The following is a 19290-nucleotide window of genomic DNA, read 5'->3' as shown; positions in this document are numbered from 1 at the left end:
TTTTTCAAAATCTATATTTTTTTGATGCTTAAAATCTTATCACCTACCTCTATGGAGTTTACCACGTTCATTCCATTAACTACTTTTCCAAATATGGAGTATCTTCCTTCTAAAAGTGGGGTAGGGTTGTGGGTAATAAAAAATTGCAAACCTTCGGTGTCATTTCCGGCACTTGCCATTCCCACCATGCCGGTTTCATAGTGCAAATAGTTTGAAAATTCACTGCGTTGCGTCCAGTCGGGCGAGCCCCATCCGTCACCTCGCTGGCATCCGGCTTGAATGACAAAATTCGGAACAACCCGATGAAAAAACTTGTCGTTGTAAAAACCATCCTCTGCTGCTTTTAAGAAATTGTAAACCGTTCCCGGTGCATCGTTTACAAAAAGCAAAAGCTCAATATCTCCTTTTGTAGTTTTTATTTCAACCCGCTGACTATCGGGAATTTGCTTTACATAGTTCCAATCAATTTTGTGGGTTGGAGCTGGGTTAGGGGCTTTGTATTTTCTGTTTTCGAGCTTGCAAATGGCTTTTTCAAAATCAATGAATGTTTCTATTTGGGCGGGCATTGAAAGCGAATCTTGGTATTTTTTTAAAAAACCTGCAAATTCTGCCAACGAATCTTTTGCAATTTGATTTACGGCCAAACTTTGCAAGGCCATATCACGACTGGCAATACATTCGGTTAAATATTGGGTAGATGGAATGTTGCCATTCATCAAAAAATGATTGATGTAATATTCGCAAGCCGTGGTTCGCACAATTTGATATCGGTGGTGGAATGTCCAGTTATACAGTGTGTCCGCCACTGCTGATTGTGGATTAAATGCCATTTCCTTATATCGAAGATTTGGCAAATTAGTAACCAAGTCGTTTAACGATTTAGCCAGTTTATATGGATTTTTTTGAAGCTCAGGCAATTGACGTTTAAAATCAAACCAGGTTATTTCTTCAGATGCTTTTTTAGGTTCAACAATCGTTTTCAGTAATCTTTCTGTTTCGGGTTCTAATTGAGCAGAGGTTAGTATGTTTTTAATTTTTATTGAATCGGAGGGTGTAATTTCTTTTCGCATTCGCGAAAGAGCCGTTGCAGCATAAAGCCTTGCCTCATTTGATGTTTCTTTTTCAAAAAACGAAATACCAATTTGTACAAATGTTGTTGGTTTTTTACCCATCCATATTGCACGACATAGTGCCTTTGCCTGTCCCAGTTTTATTTGTTCGTTGTCCGATTTTATTTTAGAGATATAATCGAGTGCTTTTTCATTAGCTGATTTGCCCAATGCCTCCACAATATAGCCAATCACCACCGGATTTTGTTCTATTTTTAAAGCTTCAAAAAGCAAATTGGCGTTGGCCGAATCATATTGCTGGCCAATAGAATAGGCCGCTGCTCTACGCACAATCCATTCACTATCCGTCAAAAGTGACCGTTTTAAAAATCCGGCTGCCGTAGAATCTTTAAACGATGCAAAGGCCAAGGCTGCCGCCTCTCGGTGGGCAGGGTTTTTGGCAATTAATAATGGAATCAAAGATTTTGTATCCCTTTTATCTTGCAACTGGTATATTTTTTTAAGTTTTGGGTCGGAAAAACGGTTTAAAGGTTTCTCCTGGTTGCCATGTTTGCATCCAACCAAAAATAAAAGGGGGAGAGCAAGAAGTAAAAGTCGAGTTTGCAAAATGCTTATTTAAAGATGCTTACAGCCAAAATGATAATCAGCAGAGCCAGCGAAAATGAAATTTTACCAATTTTTTCGGCTTTGGCCAATGCCTTTTCATCTCCTTTTTGGGCTTTTTTGATGTTTGCAGGAATAACGTGAGCTAAACCGGTAAGAATTAAGACTAACAGAAGTTTTGTGTAAAACCAGTGGTCGCCTTTCCAAGCGGCGGTCTCCATCATTAAAATGGAGCCGGATCCAATCAATATAAAGATGCCGATAAGCCCCATTTTGCTCAACGCTCCACCCATTTTTAGCATAAAATCATTGGCGGTGGTTTTATCCATTTTCTTTGATGAAATGTTTGAAAATAACATAGCAAAGCTGGTTCCTACACCCATGGCCAAACCAATGAAATGAAGAATAAGCATTATTTCTCTAAGTCCCATAATTCTGAATTTTGGCTGTAAAATTAGACCATTTTTACAAAGTCTTTTTAATTAGATGTCTTTTAAAAAATCGCTAACAACGTTTTGAAGGCTTGCAACCGTCAATTTTTCATCCAAAGAAAAGGTTCTTGAGCTTGGGGTAATGACAAAGTTTTTGTCTGTTGCCAAATCTTTGATGCTCTCGTAAATACCTTTTGGATTTGGGAAATACACGGTAAAATTTTGTTAATTTTTTGTGTAAGTGCTTGATTGTCATGTTGTTAATTTTTTGATTATGTTGGTTTTTAATTAAATGCCAATTTAATTCATTAAAATGATAAACAACTTTGACCATGTATGGAAAAGTTACCTCATTTTGTACCATGACAAAATGAATTTTTTGGTAGAAGTAAAAACTAAGTGAGAACTATTATCAGCAGAAAATTAGTCTATGAACTATTTCCCTACTTCTCCATCAGTTTTATCAAATTCAATGCACTACCGGCTTTAAACCATTCAATTTGAGAATCGTTGTAGGTATGATTTACCATAAAACTTTCCGATGCTCCATCGGTGTGATGCAAAGTGATAGTCATTTGTTTGCCGGGGGCAAATTCGTTTAAGGCAATGTCAAACGTGTCTTTTTCCTGTATTTTGTCATAGTCGGCGGGGTTGGCAAAAGTCAACGCCAGCATACCTTGTTTTTTAAGGTTTGTTTCGTGAATACGTGCAAAAGACTTTACAATAACAGCACGTACAGCCAAGTGTCGAGGTTCCATGGCCGCATGTTCCCGAGATGAGCCTTCGCCGTAGTTTTCTTCGCCCACCACGACAGAGTATTCTCCGGCGGCTTTAATCATTCGTGCCACTTTTGGAACACTTTCGTAATTGCCACTAAGAGGGTTGTAAACCTCATCCGTTTTGTCGTTGAAAGCATTTACTGCCCCAATCAAACAGTTGTTCGAAATATTATCTAAGTGTCCACGATAGGTCAACCACGGGCCGGCCATTGAAATATGATCGGTGGTGCATTTGCCTTTTACCTTTATTAAAAGTTTTGCTCCGTTTATATTTTTTCCATCCCAAGCTGCAAATGGTTCCAACAACTGCAATCGTTTTGAGTCAGGGGCAACAACTACCTCCACACCCGAGCCATCGGCCATCGGTTCTAAATAGCCGTTGTCTTTTACGTCAAAACCTTTTGGAGGTAATTCCCATCCGGTTGGCTCATCCAACATCACTTCTTCACCATTGGCGTTTGTCAATTTGTCGGTCATCGGATTAAAATCAAGTTTTCCGGCAATGGCTAAGGCTGCCACCATTTCTGGTGAAGTTACAAAGGCATGTGTGTTGGGGTTTCCGTCGGCACGTTTGCTAAAGTTTCTGTTGAACGAGTGAACGATGGTGTTTTTCTCTTTTTTATCTGCTCCGGCACGTTCCCATTGGCCAATACACGGGCCACAGGCATTGGTAAAAATGCGGGCATTCAAATCTTCAAATATTTTTAAAAGGCCGTCTCGCTCTGCGGTAAAACGAACCTGTTCTGAACCCGGGTTTATGCCGAATTCGGCTTTTGTAACCAAGCCTTTGTCTATTGCTTGTTTTGCAATAGAGGCTGCACGCGACAAATCTTCATAAGAAGAGTTTGTGCAAGAACCAATCAAACCCCACTCAACATTTAGTGGCCAGCCGTTGGCAATGGCTTTTTCGGTCATTTCGCCAACCGGAGTTGCCAAGTCGGGGGTGAAAGGGCCATTCAAATGTGGTTTTAGTTCGGATAAATTTATCTCAATCACTTGGTCGAAATATTGTTCAGGGGTGGCATAAACTTCGACATCTCCGGTTAAATGTTCTTTTACCTGATTTGCGGCATCGGCCACATCGGCTCGGTCGGTGGCTCGAAGGTATCGTTCCATACTTTCATCATACCCAAAGGTGGAAGTTGTTGCCCCAATTTCGGCTCCCATGTTGCAGATAGTGCCTTTTCCGGTACAAGACAACGATTTTGCACCTTCCCCAAAATATTCAACAATGCAGCCTGTGCCACCTTTCACAGTAAGAATTCCAGCCACTTTTAAAATCACATCTTTAGGTGAAGTCCAACCACTCAGTTTTCCGGTAAGTTTTACACCTATAAGTTTTGGAAATTTTAGCTCCCAAGCCATTCCGGCCATCACATCCACCGCATCGGCACCACCAACACCTATTGCCACCATGCCTAAACCTCCGGCATTAACCGTGTGAGAGTCGGTTCCAATCATCATACCGCCCGGAAAAGCGTAGTTTTCCAACACAACCTGATGAATAATTCCTGCTCCGGGTTTCCAAAAACCGATGCCGTATTTGTTAGAAACAGATTCCAAGAAATTGAAAACCTCGTTACTCGAATTTAAAGCCGCTTGCAAATCTTCGGTTGCTCCAATTTTTGCCTGAATAAGGTGGTCGCAATGCACAGTGGTTGGCACTGCCACTTTCTTTTTTCCGGCCTGCATAAATTGTAGCAAAGCCATTTGAGCGGTTGCGTCTTGACAGGCCACGCGGTCGGGGGCAAAGTCAACATACGACTTGCCTCGTTCAAAAGCCTTTTCGGGCAGTTTATCCCACAGGTGAGCGTAAAGTATTTTTTCGCTAAGGGTCAATGGTCGGCCAACCAAGTGGCGGGCAGCAGTAACTCTTTCGGCGATGTTTGAATATACTTCTTTGATGAGGTTTATGTCGAATGCCATGTCTTTTTTATTAGGGTGGCAAAGTTAATAATTTGGTTTTTAGTTTATTAATTTTATAGATAGGTTTTTAGCTTTAAATCAATTAACCCATGCGATATACCTTACGCAAGGTTGCAAAAAAAAGGCGAGGTTATTAACCTCGCCTTTGCATCAATTTTGTAGTGTTTTGTATTGTTTCATCATTTCTTTTTTGGCTCTTTCCAAAGCCATGGGTTGCCCACAATATACTCAGAAAGATTGGTGGCCAACAACCTGTCGTTTTCTGCGTAGGCCTGTTCTTTGGTAACAACAATTTTGGTCCATACATAATAATATCCGGCCTCGGTTTGAAGCACTTGTGTTTTTACACCATATTTTGTTTCTAATTTGGCACGGTATCCTTTTAAGTTGCTTTCAAATTGAAACACACCAACCACCATGTAATAATCCCATTCGGTTGAATTGTCATCCATATCTTTTATGTCTAACCTATTAACCATTGCAGGATTGATTAGTGCTCGGCCTTGGTCATCAACTGGTGTTCCTTTGGGCGTATTTGGCTCAAGGTCGATAGCGTTAGGTATTCCATCACCATCGTCATCAAGCATATTTGGACTGGGAAGTGCCACACCATAGTTATCTACTTTTGCCCCTTTTGGAGAGTTTATCTCGTGGTCAATTCCATCTGGATAGCCATCTCCATCAGTATCTAGTGCACGGCCATAAGCATCCACCATTGCACCTTTTGGAGTGTTCATTTCAAGATCAATGCAATCTGGTACTCCATCAAGGTCTGTGTCTTTGGCAATACCGTGTTCATCAACAATACATTGACTGGCATCAACCGGTTCAGCAGAATTTATATGTTTTTGATGTGGCGTAAGTGGTTCTAAATCATAAATGTCATACACTCCATCATTGTCACTATCTAAGGCCACACCATCGGCATCCACTTTTGCCCCAAAAGGTGAGTTTATTTGTTTGTCTCGGCAATCAGGTACACCATCATGGTCTGTATCTGTAGATACCCCAAGTTTGTCAACTGGGCAGCCTTCGGGTGTGTTCAACTCGTGGTCTAAAAGGTCTATCACTCCGTCTTTGTCTCCGTCAAGGGCAATACCATTTTCGTCAACTGGGGCTCCAAAACGGGTGTCGAGTTCTAAATCTTTGCAGTTAGGCACACCGTCAATATCATCATCCAATGCAATACCATAAATATTCACAGGGCAGCCTTCAGGAGTGTTGGGTTCTTTATCCAATTCATCGCTTACTCCGTCCTTGTCGCCATCTCGCGAAACGATGCCGTTAAATTTGTAACCCAACATAATTTCATGTGAATTGACACTTAAACGTTGTATCGGACCAATTGACCGTCCATACGAGTAGCTACCCAACAAGCGACTTCCAAAAACCCCACCAGCCATAAAATTGGCACCATATCCGGTTCTGTATCCACCGCCAATCCATGCCATATCTTTCCAATTTAACAACAGATTATAATCCATTTGAGGATTTACCTGTTTTGCAAATCGAACCACCACGGTTGGGTCGAGGCTAAGCTTGTTTTCTTCTAAAAAGAACTTATATGAGGCACTGCCTGTGTAGTGTTTAACAAAGCTGAAACTGTAATCGGCATGTCGCAATTCATCTGAAAACATATCTTGATTGGCGAACAATTGATAGGCAGCAATGCCCAAGTTTAGATTTTTTGCATTGAACGCTATTCCGCTGTTTGCATCAAAATTTGATTGCTGCTCAATGTTGTTTATCAAAGTAACTTCTAATGGATTTTGTGCATTAACTCGGTCAAATAGCAGTTTGTTTTGCTCAAAACCTACAGACAAGCCAAATCGAAGACTCATGGATTCTTTGATTGGCAATTTATAGGCGTATGTTCCAAAAACTCCGGTTTTGCCAACAATGTTAACAATATCGTTCATTACCGTTACACCGTAGGCTATGTTGGTGCTGCCCACCGAGCCATCAAATGTGCCAATAAAAGTTTCGGGTGCACCTTCCACATCCACCCACTGATTTCTGTTTAAAATAAATAGACTGTTACCGTTGGTTCCAGCATTTGCCGGATTTATCAAAAATCGGTTGATGTTGTAATGATTGACCAAAGCGGTTTGTTGGGCTAAACCTATGCTAAAGGTAGATAAACCAACAAATATGAGTGTTATAAGTCTTGTTTTCATTTTCTTAATTTTAATATTTTATTGATTATTTACTACGGTTATCGCTCCTTTATATACCTTATCTGAATTGTCGAATTCTATTACATAATAATAGGTTCCATCCATCAAATATTGGCCTTTTTTGTTTGTGCCGTCCCAATCGTTTTGATAATGTTTTGTGCTAAACACTTCTCTTCCCCATCTGTCAAAAACAGATACCTTGTTTTCTGGATAATTTTCAATGTTGTTTACAATCCAATAATCGTTTTGATTGTTGCGATCTGGTGTAATAACATTGTTTGGGAAAACCAAGAAATCTTCAGTAACATATACCCATACAGAATCTATACTTTTACAACCATAGTAATCAGTGCCCTCTACCACAAAAAGAGTGTTTTGGGTAACGGTGGCAACAGGTTTTGCACTAGTGGGGTCATCCAAGAATTGGGCTGGATACCACTTGTATTTTTCGCTTCCGCTGGCTTGTAGCTGCATACCTACACCTACGCTGGCTTGCACGCTGCTGTTTTTAACTTGCGGAGGATTTTGTTTCAAGATTTCTAAGTTATAGGTAAAAGTGTCTGAACAGCCCTGACGGGTAGTAGTTATCAACGTAACAGGATAGTGTCCCGCGGTGTCATAATAATTAGAAGGAGTTTGGGCAGTTGAGGTTTTTCCGTTGCCAAAATCCCAGAAATAATCTAATTCTGATTTTGAAGAATAATTTGTATTGTCAACAAATTTGGTGCTTACTCCTAAACATGCAGCATTTAGGCTTACCCCGTTTTCTAATGAGAAGAACGCTACTGGAGTTTCGCCCACTACAATGCTTTTTTCAAGCGTTTCCACACAACCCTTGTCGGTGGTGGCAGTTAAGAAAACAGTGTAAATTCCGGGTGTGGTAAACAGTTTGCTGAAAGCTGAATCTCTACCGATAAAACCATCCGAAACCTGCCAATTTCTTTTTGCTATTTTGCCACTCGAAATAGTGCTCATATCCACAAAGGAAGCGACTTGATTGTGGCACAAATTTTTGGTAACAAAATCTAATTTTGGCAATGGGTTAATAGTCATTTGAACCAAATTGCCTGTATCAGCAGGGCAAACGCCATTTTTTACAATGGCTCTATAGTGTGTGTTTTTGCCCAAGTTTTCGTACCAATACAATTCTCCAGTAAATCCGAGTGGCTTCCAAGTTGACGAAGTATCGATTTGCCAATCAACAATTTTTCCGGTATAATTGGTAAGTTCCAAGTAGCCCTCATTTTGCCCATTGCACAGCTCTCGGCCTCCCATTAATGTTCCGGCATCCGACTTTTCGAATGAGGTAACCTGAAATGGTTCGGTATGTACAAGGTTGCAAACGCCGCTTTTAATTATTGCTCGGTAGTAGGCAGATGTGGCATTGTTTGAAACAGGTAAATTTAAAGTATCGCTTCCCAACGAAGTCCAATTGTAGTATAGATTTTCCGTTGTTTCCCAATCAAGTACTTGGCCGGTTTGTCCGTTTATTTTAAGCGTGGTTATACCACCATCTTTACAAACTTCTGCAACGCCCGATATTTTGCCTGATAAGGTGTTCAATGAAACTTTAATTTCCACTTCGTTTGAAGTATCCACGGCACAAATGCTGTTTTGAACAACCACTCTATAACGCGTTGTTTCGTTTAAGTTAGTGTAACTTCTCTGAGCGGTAGTATAGTTATCATCAATCCATCCTGTGCCAGTTTTATAAATCTGCCATCCTTTTATTTGACCCAAATATTTATCCAAAATGATGTTTCCAAAGTTAGAACCCTCACACACTTCCGATTGGTCGGCGGTAAGCACACCGGCATTGGAAGCACTTTGAATTGTTATTGTAGCTATGGGTGAATAAACTGATTGGCAGGCACCATTTTTTATGACAGCTCTATACTGCGTTGTACCCGCAACGTTGTTGAATGTTAGACTGTCCGATGTGCTGTTTATTTGAGCCCATTTTCCACCCAAATTGGTGCTATACTCCCAATGGTTTACTACCCCGGTAATGTTGGCAAGGGTTACAATTCCATTGTTTGTGGATGAACAGAATATGGTGTCACCAAAAATATTTCCACCATCGCTATATTCATGAACAATAATGGCGGCTACATCACTTGTGTCGGATGGACATACTCCGTTTTGAACTATGGCTCTCACATATTCGCTTGTGTCGATATTCTGCACATCATATCGGTCTGTATTTCTAAATACATCCGACCATCCACCAGTAGTAGATGTGCTGGTTTGCCATTTTACAACATCTCCGCTGTAGTTGCTTATTTTTATTACTCCGTAATTGCTGCCTTTACATAGGTTTATATCGTTAGAAATTTTTCCTGCATCGCTCAAAGAGCTTACGGTAATTTTGTAAATGGTTGAATTTTGGCTCTGGCAAACCCCGCTTTTCACTATTGCCCGCACATAGCAGTTGGCTTTAATAGTATCAAGGGTGATGGTAGAAGAAGTTTTGTTTGTTGAAATCCAGGGTGCATAACCGCTGGTAGATGTTTGCCAATCTTCAATATCACCCACCCACGATTTTAGTTCAATCGAGGCTTTGCCACTGCTCACACATATCAAATCATCGCCATCAATGTAACCTCCGTTCGAAACTGGATTTACAAGAATGGTTTGAACGTTTGAGGTATCTGCCTGGCAACTTCCGTTGGCTACAATTACCCTATAATTTGTAGTGTCTGAAAGACTTGAAAAATAATACACATCGGCAGTATGCGAAATATCTGTCCATGTTGCATTGGGCGTGTTATATTGCCATTTAACAATTTTTCCGGTGTAGTTGGCCAAATTCATAACTCCTGAATTTCCAGATGCACACACTTCTTTTCCACCACTTAGGGTGCCGGATGCCGACTGACCAACAATAGCCAATGTGGCGGGTGTAGAAACTTCTACGTTGCACGTGTTGTTTTTTAACACCGCTCTGTATTGAGTTGAAAGGGTTATGTTTTGATATTTTAAGCTGTCGGTTGTGTTAGAAACCGCATACCATATAGTAGAACCGGTTAAAGAATACTCCCAAGAAAGTACACTACCTCGATAATTTTTTAGCACCAACCAGCCACTGTTGCTACCACTACAAACGGAGGCACTGCCGTCAACATATCCGCCTAATGTAGGTTGATCAACCGTAATAAGTGCGGGCGTAGAAAAGGCCACATCACAATTGCCGTTTTGAACAACAGCTCTAAAATGGGTAGATTGTGCAAGGTTGTTGTAGCTATGGTTTGCTCCTTTATTAACTATATCCGTCCACAAATTTCCGTTTAAGCTACTTTGCCATCTCAAAATATTGCCAACATAGCTTTTTACTGTAACAATACCTGAATTGGCGGAGGCACACACCGTTGCGGCTCCATCAATATAACCGCCATCAGAAGGAGGTGTCACGGTAATGGTGGCAATAGACGAACTATCCACAGAACAATTTCCGTTGGCAACTATGGCTCTATAATAGGTCGTTGCACTTAAATTAAGGTATGCTTGGTTTAATCCTGTATTCTTTATAGGATACCATGGGCCGGTAGATGAATGAGCCGAATCCCAACGCTGCACGTTACCCGTATGACCGCTTAATGAAAGCTGTCCTGCATTTGAATTGGGGCATACCGTTTGTGTTCCGCTTATCGTTCCACCCACTGCTTTAGCGGATACGTTTACGTTAACTGATGATGATTTGCTGGCACACCCATTCGGTATTTCAACGGTTAAATCATATCGCCCGCCATCGGTTTGTTTTACACCTGTAATTTGTGGGTTTTGTAGTTTGGACGTAAATCCATTAGGCCCCGTCCAACTATATTTTGCACCGGTAATGCTGTTTACTTGAAGAAACAAGTTCCCTCCCTCGCAAAGAGGTGTAGAATAGGTAGCACTAATGGTGTAGTTCATGTTTTGCTCATTGCTAATGGAATAGCTTGGTGTGTTCACTGCATATTTCCTAATCCTAATTTGATCAATTTGCACAGAACCCGCAGAGCCGCTTAGACTAACAAAACCGCGTTGGTATGTTGTACTGCTGTTGGTTGAATTTGTAGTTGTCATTCCTGAAGTACTCCAATTTGCAATTTGAGTGCTTCCGCTCCAAACAAAGCTCAGTTTTGAACCAATACTTGTGGAGTTTGTAGAGCCAAAACCTGACCATGCATAACAACCCGAATTGGGTGCAAGAGTGTTCATCTGCACTGTACTACCGTTGTGCAAAATCCCGTAGCCATAATCTGAGGTGTTTATTTGGCCCGCAATTAAATTTCCGGAGGCATAGTTTACGCCCAACAATTCCACCAAAAGAGAGCCGGTAAAACCTGTTGAAGATTTTATGGCAATACTCCCGCCAGTTGAAGATAGGTTTAATTTTCCTCCGGTTACAGAGGCACTTCCACTTCCGCAGCTCGACCACGAACCAGAAAGAGAGGAGCCATTAAAATCATCCATCAACTGAAAAGTGGTTTGTGAATTGCTCGCTGCGGATGCAGTCGAATTACCATAATACATATAAATTGTATCGTTGGTGTAATTATGCAATGTATCTACCCTTATCCAAACATTGGTTGTGGAGGTATTAATCGTATTATCTTCAATCCAAAACGGTAAATACGTGCCCTTACTGTTCAAGAATCTTAAATCCTGACCTAAACTTTGCATCTTACCATTTGTAATTAATGAATAACTGTTGATGGTTATCATTAATTGAAAATCGGAGAGGGATGAATTTTTACTGTTGTCTATAATAATTGGTACTCTGTACTGATAACCTGAGTAACAGGGCTGTGAAAGAACTTTGTTTGAGCTGAACAAAATAACTCCCACAACAGCCAACAGAACTACCTTTAAGCGGGTAAAAGATAATTTTTGCATATTTCTATTTTTTTTGAATAACAACTTAATTAATGGCATTATGAGCCATTATCACTTTTGCAAACCAAGATGTATCTGAAATATCGAACAAATCGAGAGGTTGTTTATATCTCTCAATTTTGGAAATAGACTTGGGATATGAGAAACTCTTAAGTAAAAATGAAAGGTGGATAATTGATGTTAATTATTTGATTATTAATGCATTATATTTAAGAAAAAAGGAAAATTGAGATGTGTTCTAAATTTAGTACAATCGAACTATTCTTATGTTACAAATAAGTTTGAATACACAGTTATACCCCAAATTAAATCAGATTTTTACGAAAGAATAACGCCCAGTATTTTCTATTTGATTAGAATATGTGCATAGGAAAATAGATTGAAACTTAATTGGTACATTGGGTATAATAGCACCTTTTCTAACCTATTGCCGTAAATTGTCAACTATAATAAAGATGTGCGATTTTGATAAACCTTTTATAATCAGTCGGTTGTTTGTGGGCTTCGGGAAGAGGTCTCACATTGCAGAAATGAGGAATTCTCAATAGGCTTTATGCACAACCCAAAATGGTACAGTTACGCCATGGGCCAGAACGCATCTTCAAAGTGCGTTATTTCGGTGTTGTTTTTTTCTATAACTACGGAGATTATATCGAAGCGAATACCATGTTCAATTTCATTTTTTGAGCAGTATTCATCGGCTGCCGCAAAATATAGCTGTTCTTTGTTGGTCGAGACAAATTCTTCAGGATTACCGAAATAGTGTGTGTTTCTGGTTTTAACCTCTACAAAAACAGTGTCGTTGCCTATTTGAGCAATAATGTCTATTTCGGCTCGACCGCTTCGGTAGTTTTTGTGAATTATCTCATAACCTTTTGATTGCAGGTGTTTTGCGGCAAGTTCTTCTCCTTTTTCGCCCAATTCTTTTTTGGCGTTTTTGGTCATTCGGCTAATTGTTTTAGGGCAATATAGGCCATCAACCCAGCACCCACCCGAAGTGCCTCTTCGTCAATATCAAAAGTGGGCGTATGTAGCATTGAGGTTATTCCTTTCTGTTGGTTTCGTATTCCCAATCTATAAAAAGTGCTTGGCACAACCTGCGAGTAAAAAGCAAAATCTTCTCCGGCAGGCCAAATGTCCAAATCCAATACATTTTCTTCTCCCAAATACTCGATTGCAGATTTTTTTGCCTGCTCTGTCACCTCAGGGTTGTTCTCTAAATACGGATACCCTTTTTTTACTTCCACATCGCATGTGCCACCAAGTGCTTCGGTAATTTCGCGGGTTATTTTGACTATTTTTTGGTGAGCTTCTGCCCGCCACTCCTCATTAAACGTGCGAAAAGTGCCTTCCATTTCTACCTTGTCCGGAATGATGTTGGTGGCTCCCAGGCCAACAATTTTACCAATGCTCAGCACACTGGGTATTGAAGGTTTTGCCTGTCGGCTAACCACTTGCTGCAAGGCCGTTATAACCTGTGCAGAAATGGCTACCGGGTCAATGTTTTGATGCGGATGTGCGGCGTGGCCACCTTTGCCGTGAATGGTAATGTAAATTTCGTCGGCACTGGCCATATATAAACCTTTTCTAAATCCCACTTTCCCTGCATCTATCAGAGGCATCACATGTTGGCCAACCATTTTTTCAACGGTGGGGTTTCGCAGCACACCCTCTTGTATCATAATAGAGGCACCGCCGGGCAATTTTTCTTCTCCAGGTTGAAAAACCAGTTTTATCGTTCCTTCAAATTCATTTTTTAGTTGTTGGAGAATTTGTGCCGCCCCCAAAAGACTGGCCGTATGCACATCGTGTCCACAGGCGTGCATAACTCCTTCGTTTTGAGATTTGTACGAGCAGTTGTTTAGTTCATTAATCGGTAAGGCATCAATATCTGCTCGAAGAGCAATGGTTTTCTTCGTAGGTTTTTTCCCCTCAATCAACGCTACCAAACCTGTGGTAGCACATGTTTGAATGTTTTGAATGCCAATTTTTTCGAGGTACGCTTTTACCCGTTTTTGTGTTTCAAATTCTTGAAACGAAAGTTCGGGGTTGGCATGCATTTCTTGTCGAAACGCTTGAATTTCGCTAAAATGTTGGTTGCAAAGTTGTTTTATTGTTTGAGCAAGCATAGTGCAAAAGTAGTATTAAACAGTTGGGTTGTTTATGTCTTCGCATAGTTCTACCAACACACCATTGGTGGACTTAGGATGAAGAAAAACAATTTTTTTGCCGTCGGCACCTGCCTTGGCATTTTCATTAATAAAAAGGAATCCGAGTTTTTTTAGTCGGTCAATTTCAAAGTCCATGTCAATTACATCTAAGGCAATATGATGTATGCCTTCGCCCCGTTTGTCAATATATTTTGCAATGGCACTGGTTTCATTTTTCGACTCCAAAAGTTCCACTTTTGTCTGTCCCAACAAAAAAAAGGATGTTGAAACGGCCTCCGACTCCACCACTTCCTTTTTGTAGGGTTCTATGTTTAGCAATTTTGAAAATAAATCATCCGAATCAATCAATGATTTAACTGCAATCCCCAAATGTTCGATTTTACGTATCAATGTTTTATGAATTTTGGGCAAAGTAAAAATAAAAGTTGGATTGATTCGATTGGGTCTTTGGCTCAAAGTGGCCGGCACAACTAAATTCTCCAAGAGTTGTAAACAATTTCTGATTTATGCAGTTATATTTGCAGTGTAGAATTAATCTAAATAAAAATAATGACGTTATCGTTACCGATTTATCTCGACAACAATGCTACAACCCCAATGGATCCGAGGGTTTTGGAAGCAATGATGCCTTATTTTACTTCAAAATTTGGAAATGCGGCCAGCCGAAATCATCCTTTTGGTTGGGATGCAGAGGAGGCTGTTGACTATGCTCGCGAGCAAATCGCAGCACTTATTAATGCTTCTTCAAAAGAAATTATTTTTACCTCGGGTGCAACAGAGTCTGATAATTTGGCAATCAAAGGTGTTTTTGAAATGTATGCGGCCAAAGGTAACCATATCATAACGGTCAATACAGAACACAAAGCCATTTTGGATTCGTGCAAAGAAGTGGAGAAAAGCGGGGCTGAAGTAACCTACCTCGCACCGAATGCCGATGGTTTGATAAATTTAAATGAGCTGGAAGCGGCTATTACACCCAAAACAATACTTATTTCGGTAATGTTGGGGAATAACGAAATTGGAGTAATTCAACCCATTGAAAAAATAGCGGATATAGCCCGCAGAAACAACGTGCTTTTTCATACCGATGCAACCCAAGCCGTTGGTAAAATTCCGGTAGATGTGGAGGCGATGAAAATTGATTTGATGTCGTTCTCGGCTCACAAAATGTATGGGCCAAAAGGTGTTGGGGCGTTGTATGTGAGGAGAAAAAACCCACGGGTAAAAGTAACGGCACAAATGAGTGGTGGCGGCCATGAGCGAGGCATGAGAAGCGGTACGCTAAATGTTCCCGGCATTGTGGGGTTTGGCAAAGCATGCGAATTGTGCAAAAATGAAATGGCTGATGAGGCTGCCCGATTATCGAGAATGAGAGACAGATTGGAGGCCGAATTGTTGACCATTGAAGAAGCCTATGTAAATGGAAACAAAGAAAATCGGTTGCCTCATGTAACCAACATTTCCTTTAAATATGTTGAAGGGGAGGGCTTGATGATGGGGGTAAAAGATATCGCCGTTTCATCAGGGTCGGCATGCACATCGGCTTCATTAGAGCCAAGTTATGTTCTCAAAAATTTAGGATTGGATGATGAACTGGCTCACAGCTCACTTAGATTTGGATTGGGCAGGTTTACCACCGAAGAGGAAATAGATTTTGCCATAGACCATGTTAAAACAGCAGTTAATAAGTTGAGAGACATGAGTCCACTCTGGGAAATGTTTAAAGAAGGTATTGATTTAAAATCTGTTCAGTGGCAAGAACACTGATATAACAACAATTGAAAAAGACAAAAAATGGCATACTCACAAAAAGTTATTGATCATTACAACAATCCAAGAAACATAGGAACCTTGGATAAAGAGTCGAAAAACGTTGGCACTGGCCTTGTTGGGGCACCCGAATGTGGTGATGTAATGCGTCTTCAAATTCAGGTAAATGATGCCACCGGAATAATCGAAGATGCGAAATTCAAGACATTTGGCTGTGGTTCGGCCATTGCCTCCTCATCATTGGCCACAGAATGGTTAAAAGGAAAATCCATCGATGAGGCCATGCAAATAGACAACATGGCAATTGTGGAAGAATTGGCACTGCCGCCGGTTAAAATTCACTGCTCTGTTTTGGCAGAAGATGCCATAAAAACCGCCATCAACGATTATCGCAAAAAACAAGGGTTGGAAGAGATTGCATAAGTTATGATAACAATAACACCACCGGCTCTGACAAAAATAAACCAATTGATGGCTGAAGAACATCTTACAGCAGACTATTTTATTCGAGTTTCGGTAATTGGCGGAGGCTGCAGCGGTTTGAGTTACAACCTTGACTTCGATAATGAGGAGAAAGAAGGTGATCAGGTATTTGAATCAAACGGTGCCAAAATTGTGTGCGATATGAAATCATTTTTGTATTTGTGTGGCACCGAATTAGACTTTACAGACGGGCTGAACGGACGCGGATTTAACTTCATTAACCCAAACGCAACAAGAACTTGTGGCTGCGGTGAGAGCTTCGCGGTTTAATAGTTGTTTAAAAATCATTTGTTTATCAAAAAAAAATAATCATAAGTTTGTGCAAAAAGTTTTAAGATATGAAAAAAGCATTTATCACAACTTCGATTCTTTTGTTGTCTTCAATTTTTGTATTGGCTCAAAAACCGGTTCAAGGTGATTTGGCCACTGAGGCACAATTCAATTTATCTACTTTAAATGACAACTTCGGTTTGTCAAGTCTTCGTTTCAGATATTTCTTGTCTGACAACATGGTAGCCCGTTTAGATTTGTCTATTAACAGTACAAGTGCTACTTCCAATTTTAAAGAATTTCCGGATGGAACAGGTACTGCTGGTTCATACATGGCAAAGGCTTCTGGTTTTGGTGTAGGGTTGGGTATTGAAAATCATTTTTCAGGAAACAATCGTTTTTCTCCATTTGTTGGTGCTCAATTAGGATTTTCAAGTGGAAGTTTTTCTACAGAAGGTTCAAACTCTGATGGTAGCACGTATATGGCAAACTACAGCTCTACAAGTTCAATGAAAGTTTCTTCATTTGGCATTGCAGCCTTGCTTGGTGCTGATTATTGGGTTGGAAATTCATTCTACCTTGGTACCCAATTAGGATTCGGTTTTACCGCGGCCACTGTTGGTGATGAAGAAATGACAGTAACAAGTGGAACAACTCCAAGTACTTCTACCACTGTTACTCCGGGTGGCAAGGTTTCTACTTTAGGCGAATTCATTAACCCTTCTTTCAGAGTAGGTTTTCTTTTGAAATAATTGAACACACAAGGATTTTCAATTATGAAAAGATTCAGTATAATATTACTGATACTTGGTGTGTTTGGTGCAAATGGTTTTGCTCAAAAACAAACAGATGGTGATGTATTGATTGAGGCCGGTGGAAACTTAAATTCCATAGGTCCCAATTTTATATTACCCAATTTAAGAGCAAGATATTTTTTATCTCCTACGCTTGGGTTGAGAGCAGATTTTAGCTTTAATAATGCTAATATCACCCAAAACTTTATTGCTGCACCTGATAGTGTAAACATTAAAGGAGATTATGTAACAAAAATATCAAGTTTTGGTATCGGATTGGGTGTTGAAAAACACTGGAATGGAAACTCAAGATTTTCGCCTTTTTGGGGTGGAAGTCTTGGATTTAGGACCGGAAAGATTGGATTGACAGGTACAAATGCGATTGATAGCGGTTATGTCGCTAATCATAATGAAACCTTTGATTTTAATTTTAGTGGTATCACAATTGCACCTTTCATCGGAGCAGATTATTGGATTAATCAAAGCTTCTATGTGGGGATGGAATTGAACCTTGCCTACGGCATGTTTAAAACCGGAGATGCAACATCTATATCAGATGGCGTTAAGGAAATTTTTCCTGGAGGTTCGGTAAATGGTTTTGGACAAGGTATAACGCCATTTATAAGAGTTGGTTATAATTTGACTGGCAAGAATGCTGGAGCAATGGTTGACATGGATTCTGATAATGACGGAGTACCGGATAAGGACGACAAATGTCCGAATACACCTAAAGGAGTGAAAGTGACTAAATCAGGTTGTTCTGAGGTTGCAGAAACGGTAATGATTTTGGCTAAAAATATCTATTTTGAAACAGATAGCGATGTTTTGAAAGCCGAATCGTACGAATCATTGGACAAAGTAGTTAAAATTATGAATGACTATCCAAAATCAACATTGGATATTCAAGGCTATACCGACAATACTGGCGGTGCAGATCATAATTTGGATTTGTCAAAACGAAGAGCTGCATCAGTTAAAGCGTATCTTGAGGGCAAAGGAATAGCAGCTTCTCGCATGACCTCAAATGGGTTTGGCGAAGCAAATCCGGTGGCTACAAACAATACAGCCGAAGGAAGAGCTCTTAACAGAAGGGTGGAATTACACCTTACGCTCTAATCAATTCAGTTTAATAGGAAATTTTAAGGCCGCTTGAGCGGCCTTTTTTTTAACTTCTTGCCAAAAATTCCATGGGAATATTTAGTTTTATGCTTTGGCCAATACTATCAAAAGCAATTAGAAACATTTTTTCGTTGTTTTTTCGCAATAAATCAACAACCTGCCCTTTTAAAGGACCTTCTGTTACCAACACTTTGTCACCCACTTCAAAATCATCCGAGGTAAAAATGGTTTCTGCGTAATAACCCTCTTTTTCTATTATTTGAATTATTTCGATTTCGTGTTTTTTTACAATAGCGTCAGCCTGCTCAAATCGCAAATAGTTTATAACCCCATGTTGATGCAAAACAATTTCTCGTTCTTTTGGTGTGGGACGAACAAACAAATAGCCATTGAACATTGGGAACTCGACCCATTTTTTTCGGTCACTCCATTGGCTCAATCTTTTGGCAAGGGGCAAATAATTTTCTATACCTAATTCAGATAATTTCTTGGCAACTTTTTTTTCCTGCCTGGCACCCACGTATATCACTTTCCAACTGTTTTCTTCCATTGAGTTATGAAAAAAGCAATGGCAAACTTACATTTTTAATCTCTTTAAATGGTTCCCCACTTTGCTCTACCAAATTTATTTTTTAGTCAAATTTTATTCGTTTTGGAAGCCCATTGATTAGAATTGAGATAAAATATTTCAAAATCCCCCACATTTTAATTCATTCATTATTAGTGTTTTAACAATTGTGTGGATATTAAATCTGTCAAAAAGTGGGAAATAGTGGTAAAAAGTGGGAGAGTGTGTCGTAATTTTACCTCGATTTTTTT

The 19290-nt window shown here is 40.0% G+C and carries 14 protein-coding genes; 5 read left to right on the top strand and 9 right to left on the bottom strand.

Annotated elements, in window-relative coordinates:
• Window positions 1-11 precede the first annotated feature (11 nt).
• From H6607_12045 to mce, 8 genes are all read right to left on the bottom strand, one after another.
• The gene (locus H6607_12045; GenBank protein MCB9263097.1) at window positions 12-1529 is read right to left on the bottom strand and encodes a peptidylprolyl isomerase; all 1518 of its coding nucleotides are present in this window, start codon (window positions 1527-1529) and stop codon (window positions 12-14) included.
• A gap of 152 nt (window positions 1530-1681) precedes the next feature.
• On the bottom strand, window positions 1682-2104 hold the full coding sequence (locus tag H6607_12040) for a hypothetical protein (GenBank protein ID MCB9263096.1): 423 nt from the start codon (window positions 2102-2104) through the stop codon (window positions 1682-1684).
• A 443-nt stretch (window positions 2105-2547) separates the two neighbouring features.
• Window positions 2548-4809 carry an aconitate hydratase gene (locus H6607_12035; protein MCB9263095.1) on the bottom strand — a complete coding sequence of 754 codons (2262 nt, stop codon included), beginning with the start codon at window positions 4807-4809 and terminating at the stop codon, window positions 2548-2550.
• Window positions 4810-4988: 179 nt separating this feature from the next.
• The gene (locus H6607_12030; GenBank protein ID MCB9263094.1) at window positions 4989-6986 is read right to left on the bottom strand and encodes a PorP/SprF family type IX secretion system membrane protein; all 1998 of its coding nucleotides are present in this window, start codon (window positions 6984-6986) and stop codon (window positions 4989-4991) included.
• Between the two features lie 18 nt (window positions 6987-7004).
• Window positions 7005-11864 carry a DUF2341 domain-containing protein gene (locus H6607_12025; protein MCB9263093.1) on the bottom strand — a complete coding sequence of 1620 codons (4860 nt, stop codon included), beginning with the start codon at window positions 11862-11864 and terminating at the stop codon, window positions 7005-7007.
• A 576-nt stretch (window positions 11865-12440) separates the two neighbouring features.
• Window positions 12441-12809, bottom strand: coding sequence for a YraN family protein (locus H6607_12020; protein MCB9263092.1), 369 nt, complete (start codon window positions 12807-12809; stop codon window positions 12441-12443).
• A complete protein-coding gene (locus H6607_12015) occupies window positions 12806-13993 on the bottom strand; it encodes an amidohydrolase (GenBank protein MCB9263091.1) in 1188 nt (395 codons plus the stop codon). The genes H6607_12020 and H6607_12015 overlap by 4 nt, the downstream gene beginning before the upstream one ends.
• 15 nt (window positions 13994-14008) lie before the next feature.
• Window positions 14009-14422 (bottom strand): methylmalonyl-CoA epimerase, encoded by a 414-nt coding sequence (gene mce, locus H6607_12010; protein MCB9263090.1) that lies wholly within the window; start codon window positions 14420-14422, stop codon window positions 14009-14011.
• Window positions 14423-14584: 162 nt separating this feature from the next.
• On the opposite strand from mce, the gene H6607_12005 reads away from it, so the two are divergent.
• The 5 genes from H6607_12005 to H6607_11985 all read left to right on the top strand — a co-directional run bounded on the left by H6607_12005 (window position 14585) and on the right by H6607_11985 (window position 18468).
• Window positions 14585-15802, top strand: coding sequence for an IscS subfamily cysteine desulfurase (locus tag H6607_12005; GenBank protein MCB9263089.1), 1218 nt, complete (start codon window positions 14585-14587; stop codon window positions 15800-15802).
• Between the two features lie 27 nt (window positions 15803-15829).
• On the top strand, window positions 15830-16228 hold the full coding sequence (gene iscU / locus H6607_12000; GenBank protein MCB9263088.1) for a Fe-S cluster assembly scaffold IscU: 399 nt from the start codon (window positions 15830-15832) through the stop codon (window positions 16226-16228).
• 3 nt (window positions 16229-16231) lie between these two features.
• The gene (locus tag H6607_11995; GenBank protein MCB9263087.1) at window positions 16232-16558 is read left to right on the top strand and encodes an iron-sulfur cluster assembly accessory protein; all 327 of its coding nucleotides are present in this window, start codon (window positions 16232-16234) and stop codon (window positions 16556-16558) included.
• A 68-nt stretch (window positions 16559-16626) separates the two neighbouring features.
• A complete protein-coding gene (locus tag H6607_11990) occupies window positions 16627-17310 on the top strand; it encodes a hypothetical protein (protein MCB9263086.1) in 684 nt (227 codons plus the stop codon).
• A 24-nt stretch (window positions 17311-17334) separates the two neighbouring features.
• Window positions 17335-18468, top strand: a complete 1134-nt coding sequence (locus tag H6607_11985; protein MCB9263085.1) for an OmpA family protein — start codon at window positions 17335-17337, stop codon at window positions 18466-18468.
• Window positions 18469-18517: 49 nt separating this feature from the next.
• Here the strand turns inward: H6607_11985 and H6607_11980 are convergent, their stop codons facing one another.
• The gene (locus tag H6607_11980) at window positions 18518-19021 is read right to left on the bottom strand and encodes a UpxY family transcription antiterminator (protein MCB9263084.1); all 504 of its coding nucleotides are present in this window, start codon (window positions 19019-19021) and stop codon (window positions 18518-18520) included.
• Window positions 19022-19290 lie beyond the last annotated feature (269 nt).

The sequence above is a fragment of the Flavobacteriales bacterium genome, assembly GCA_020635395.1.
Taxonomy (GTDB): domain Bacteria; phylum Bacteroidota; class Bacteroidia; order NS11-12g; family UBA9320; genus UBA987.
The sequence above is the reverse complement of the archived record's forward strand: the minus strand, read 5'-3'. Positions and strand labels throughout refer to the sequence as shown.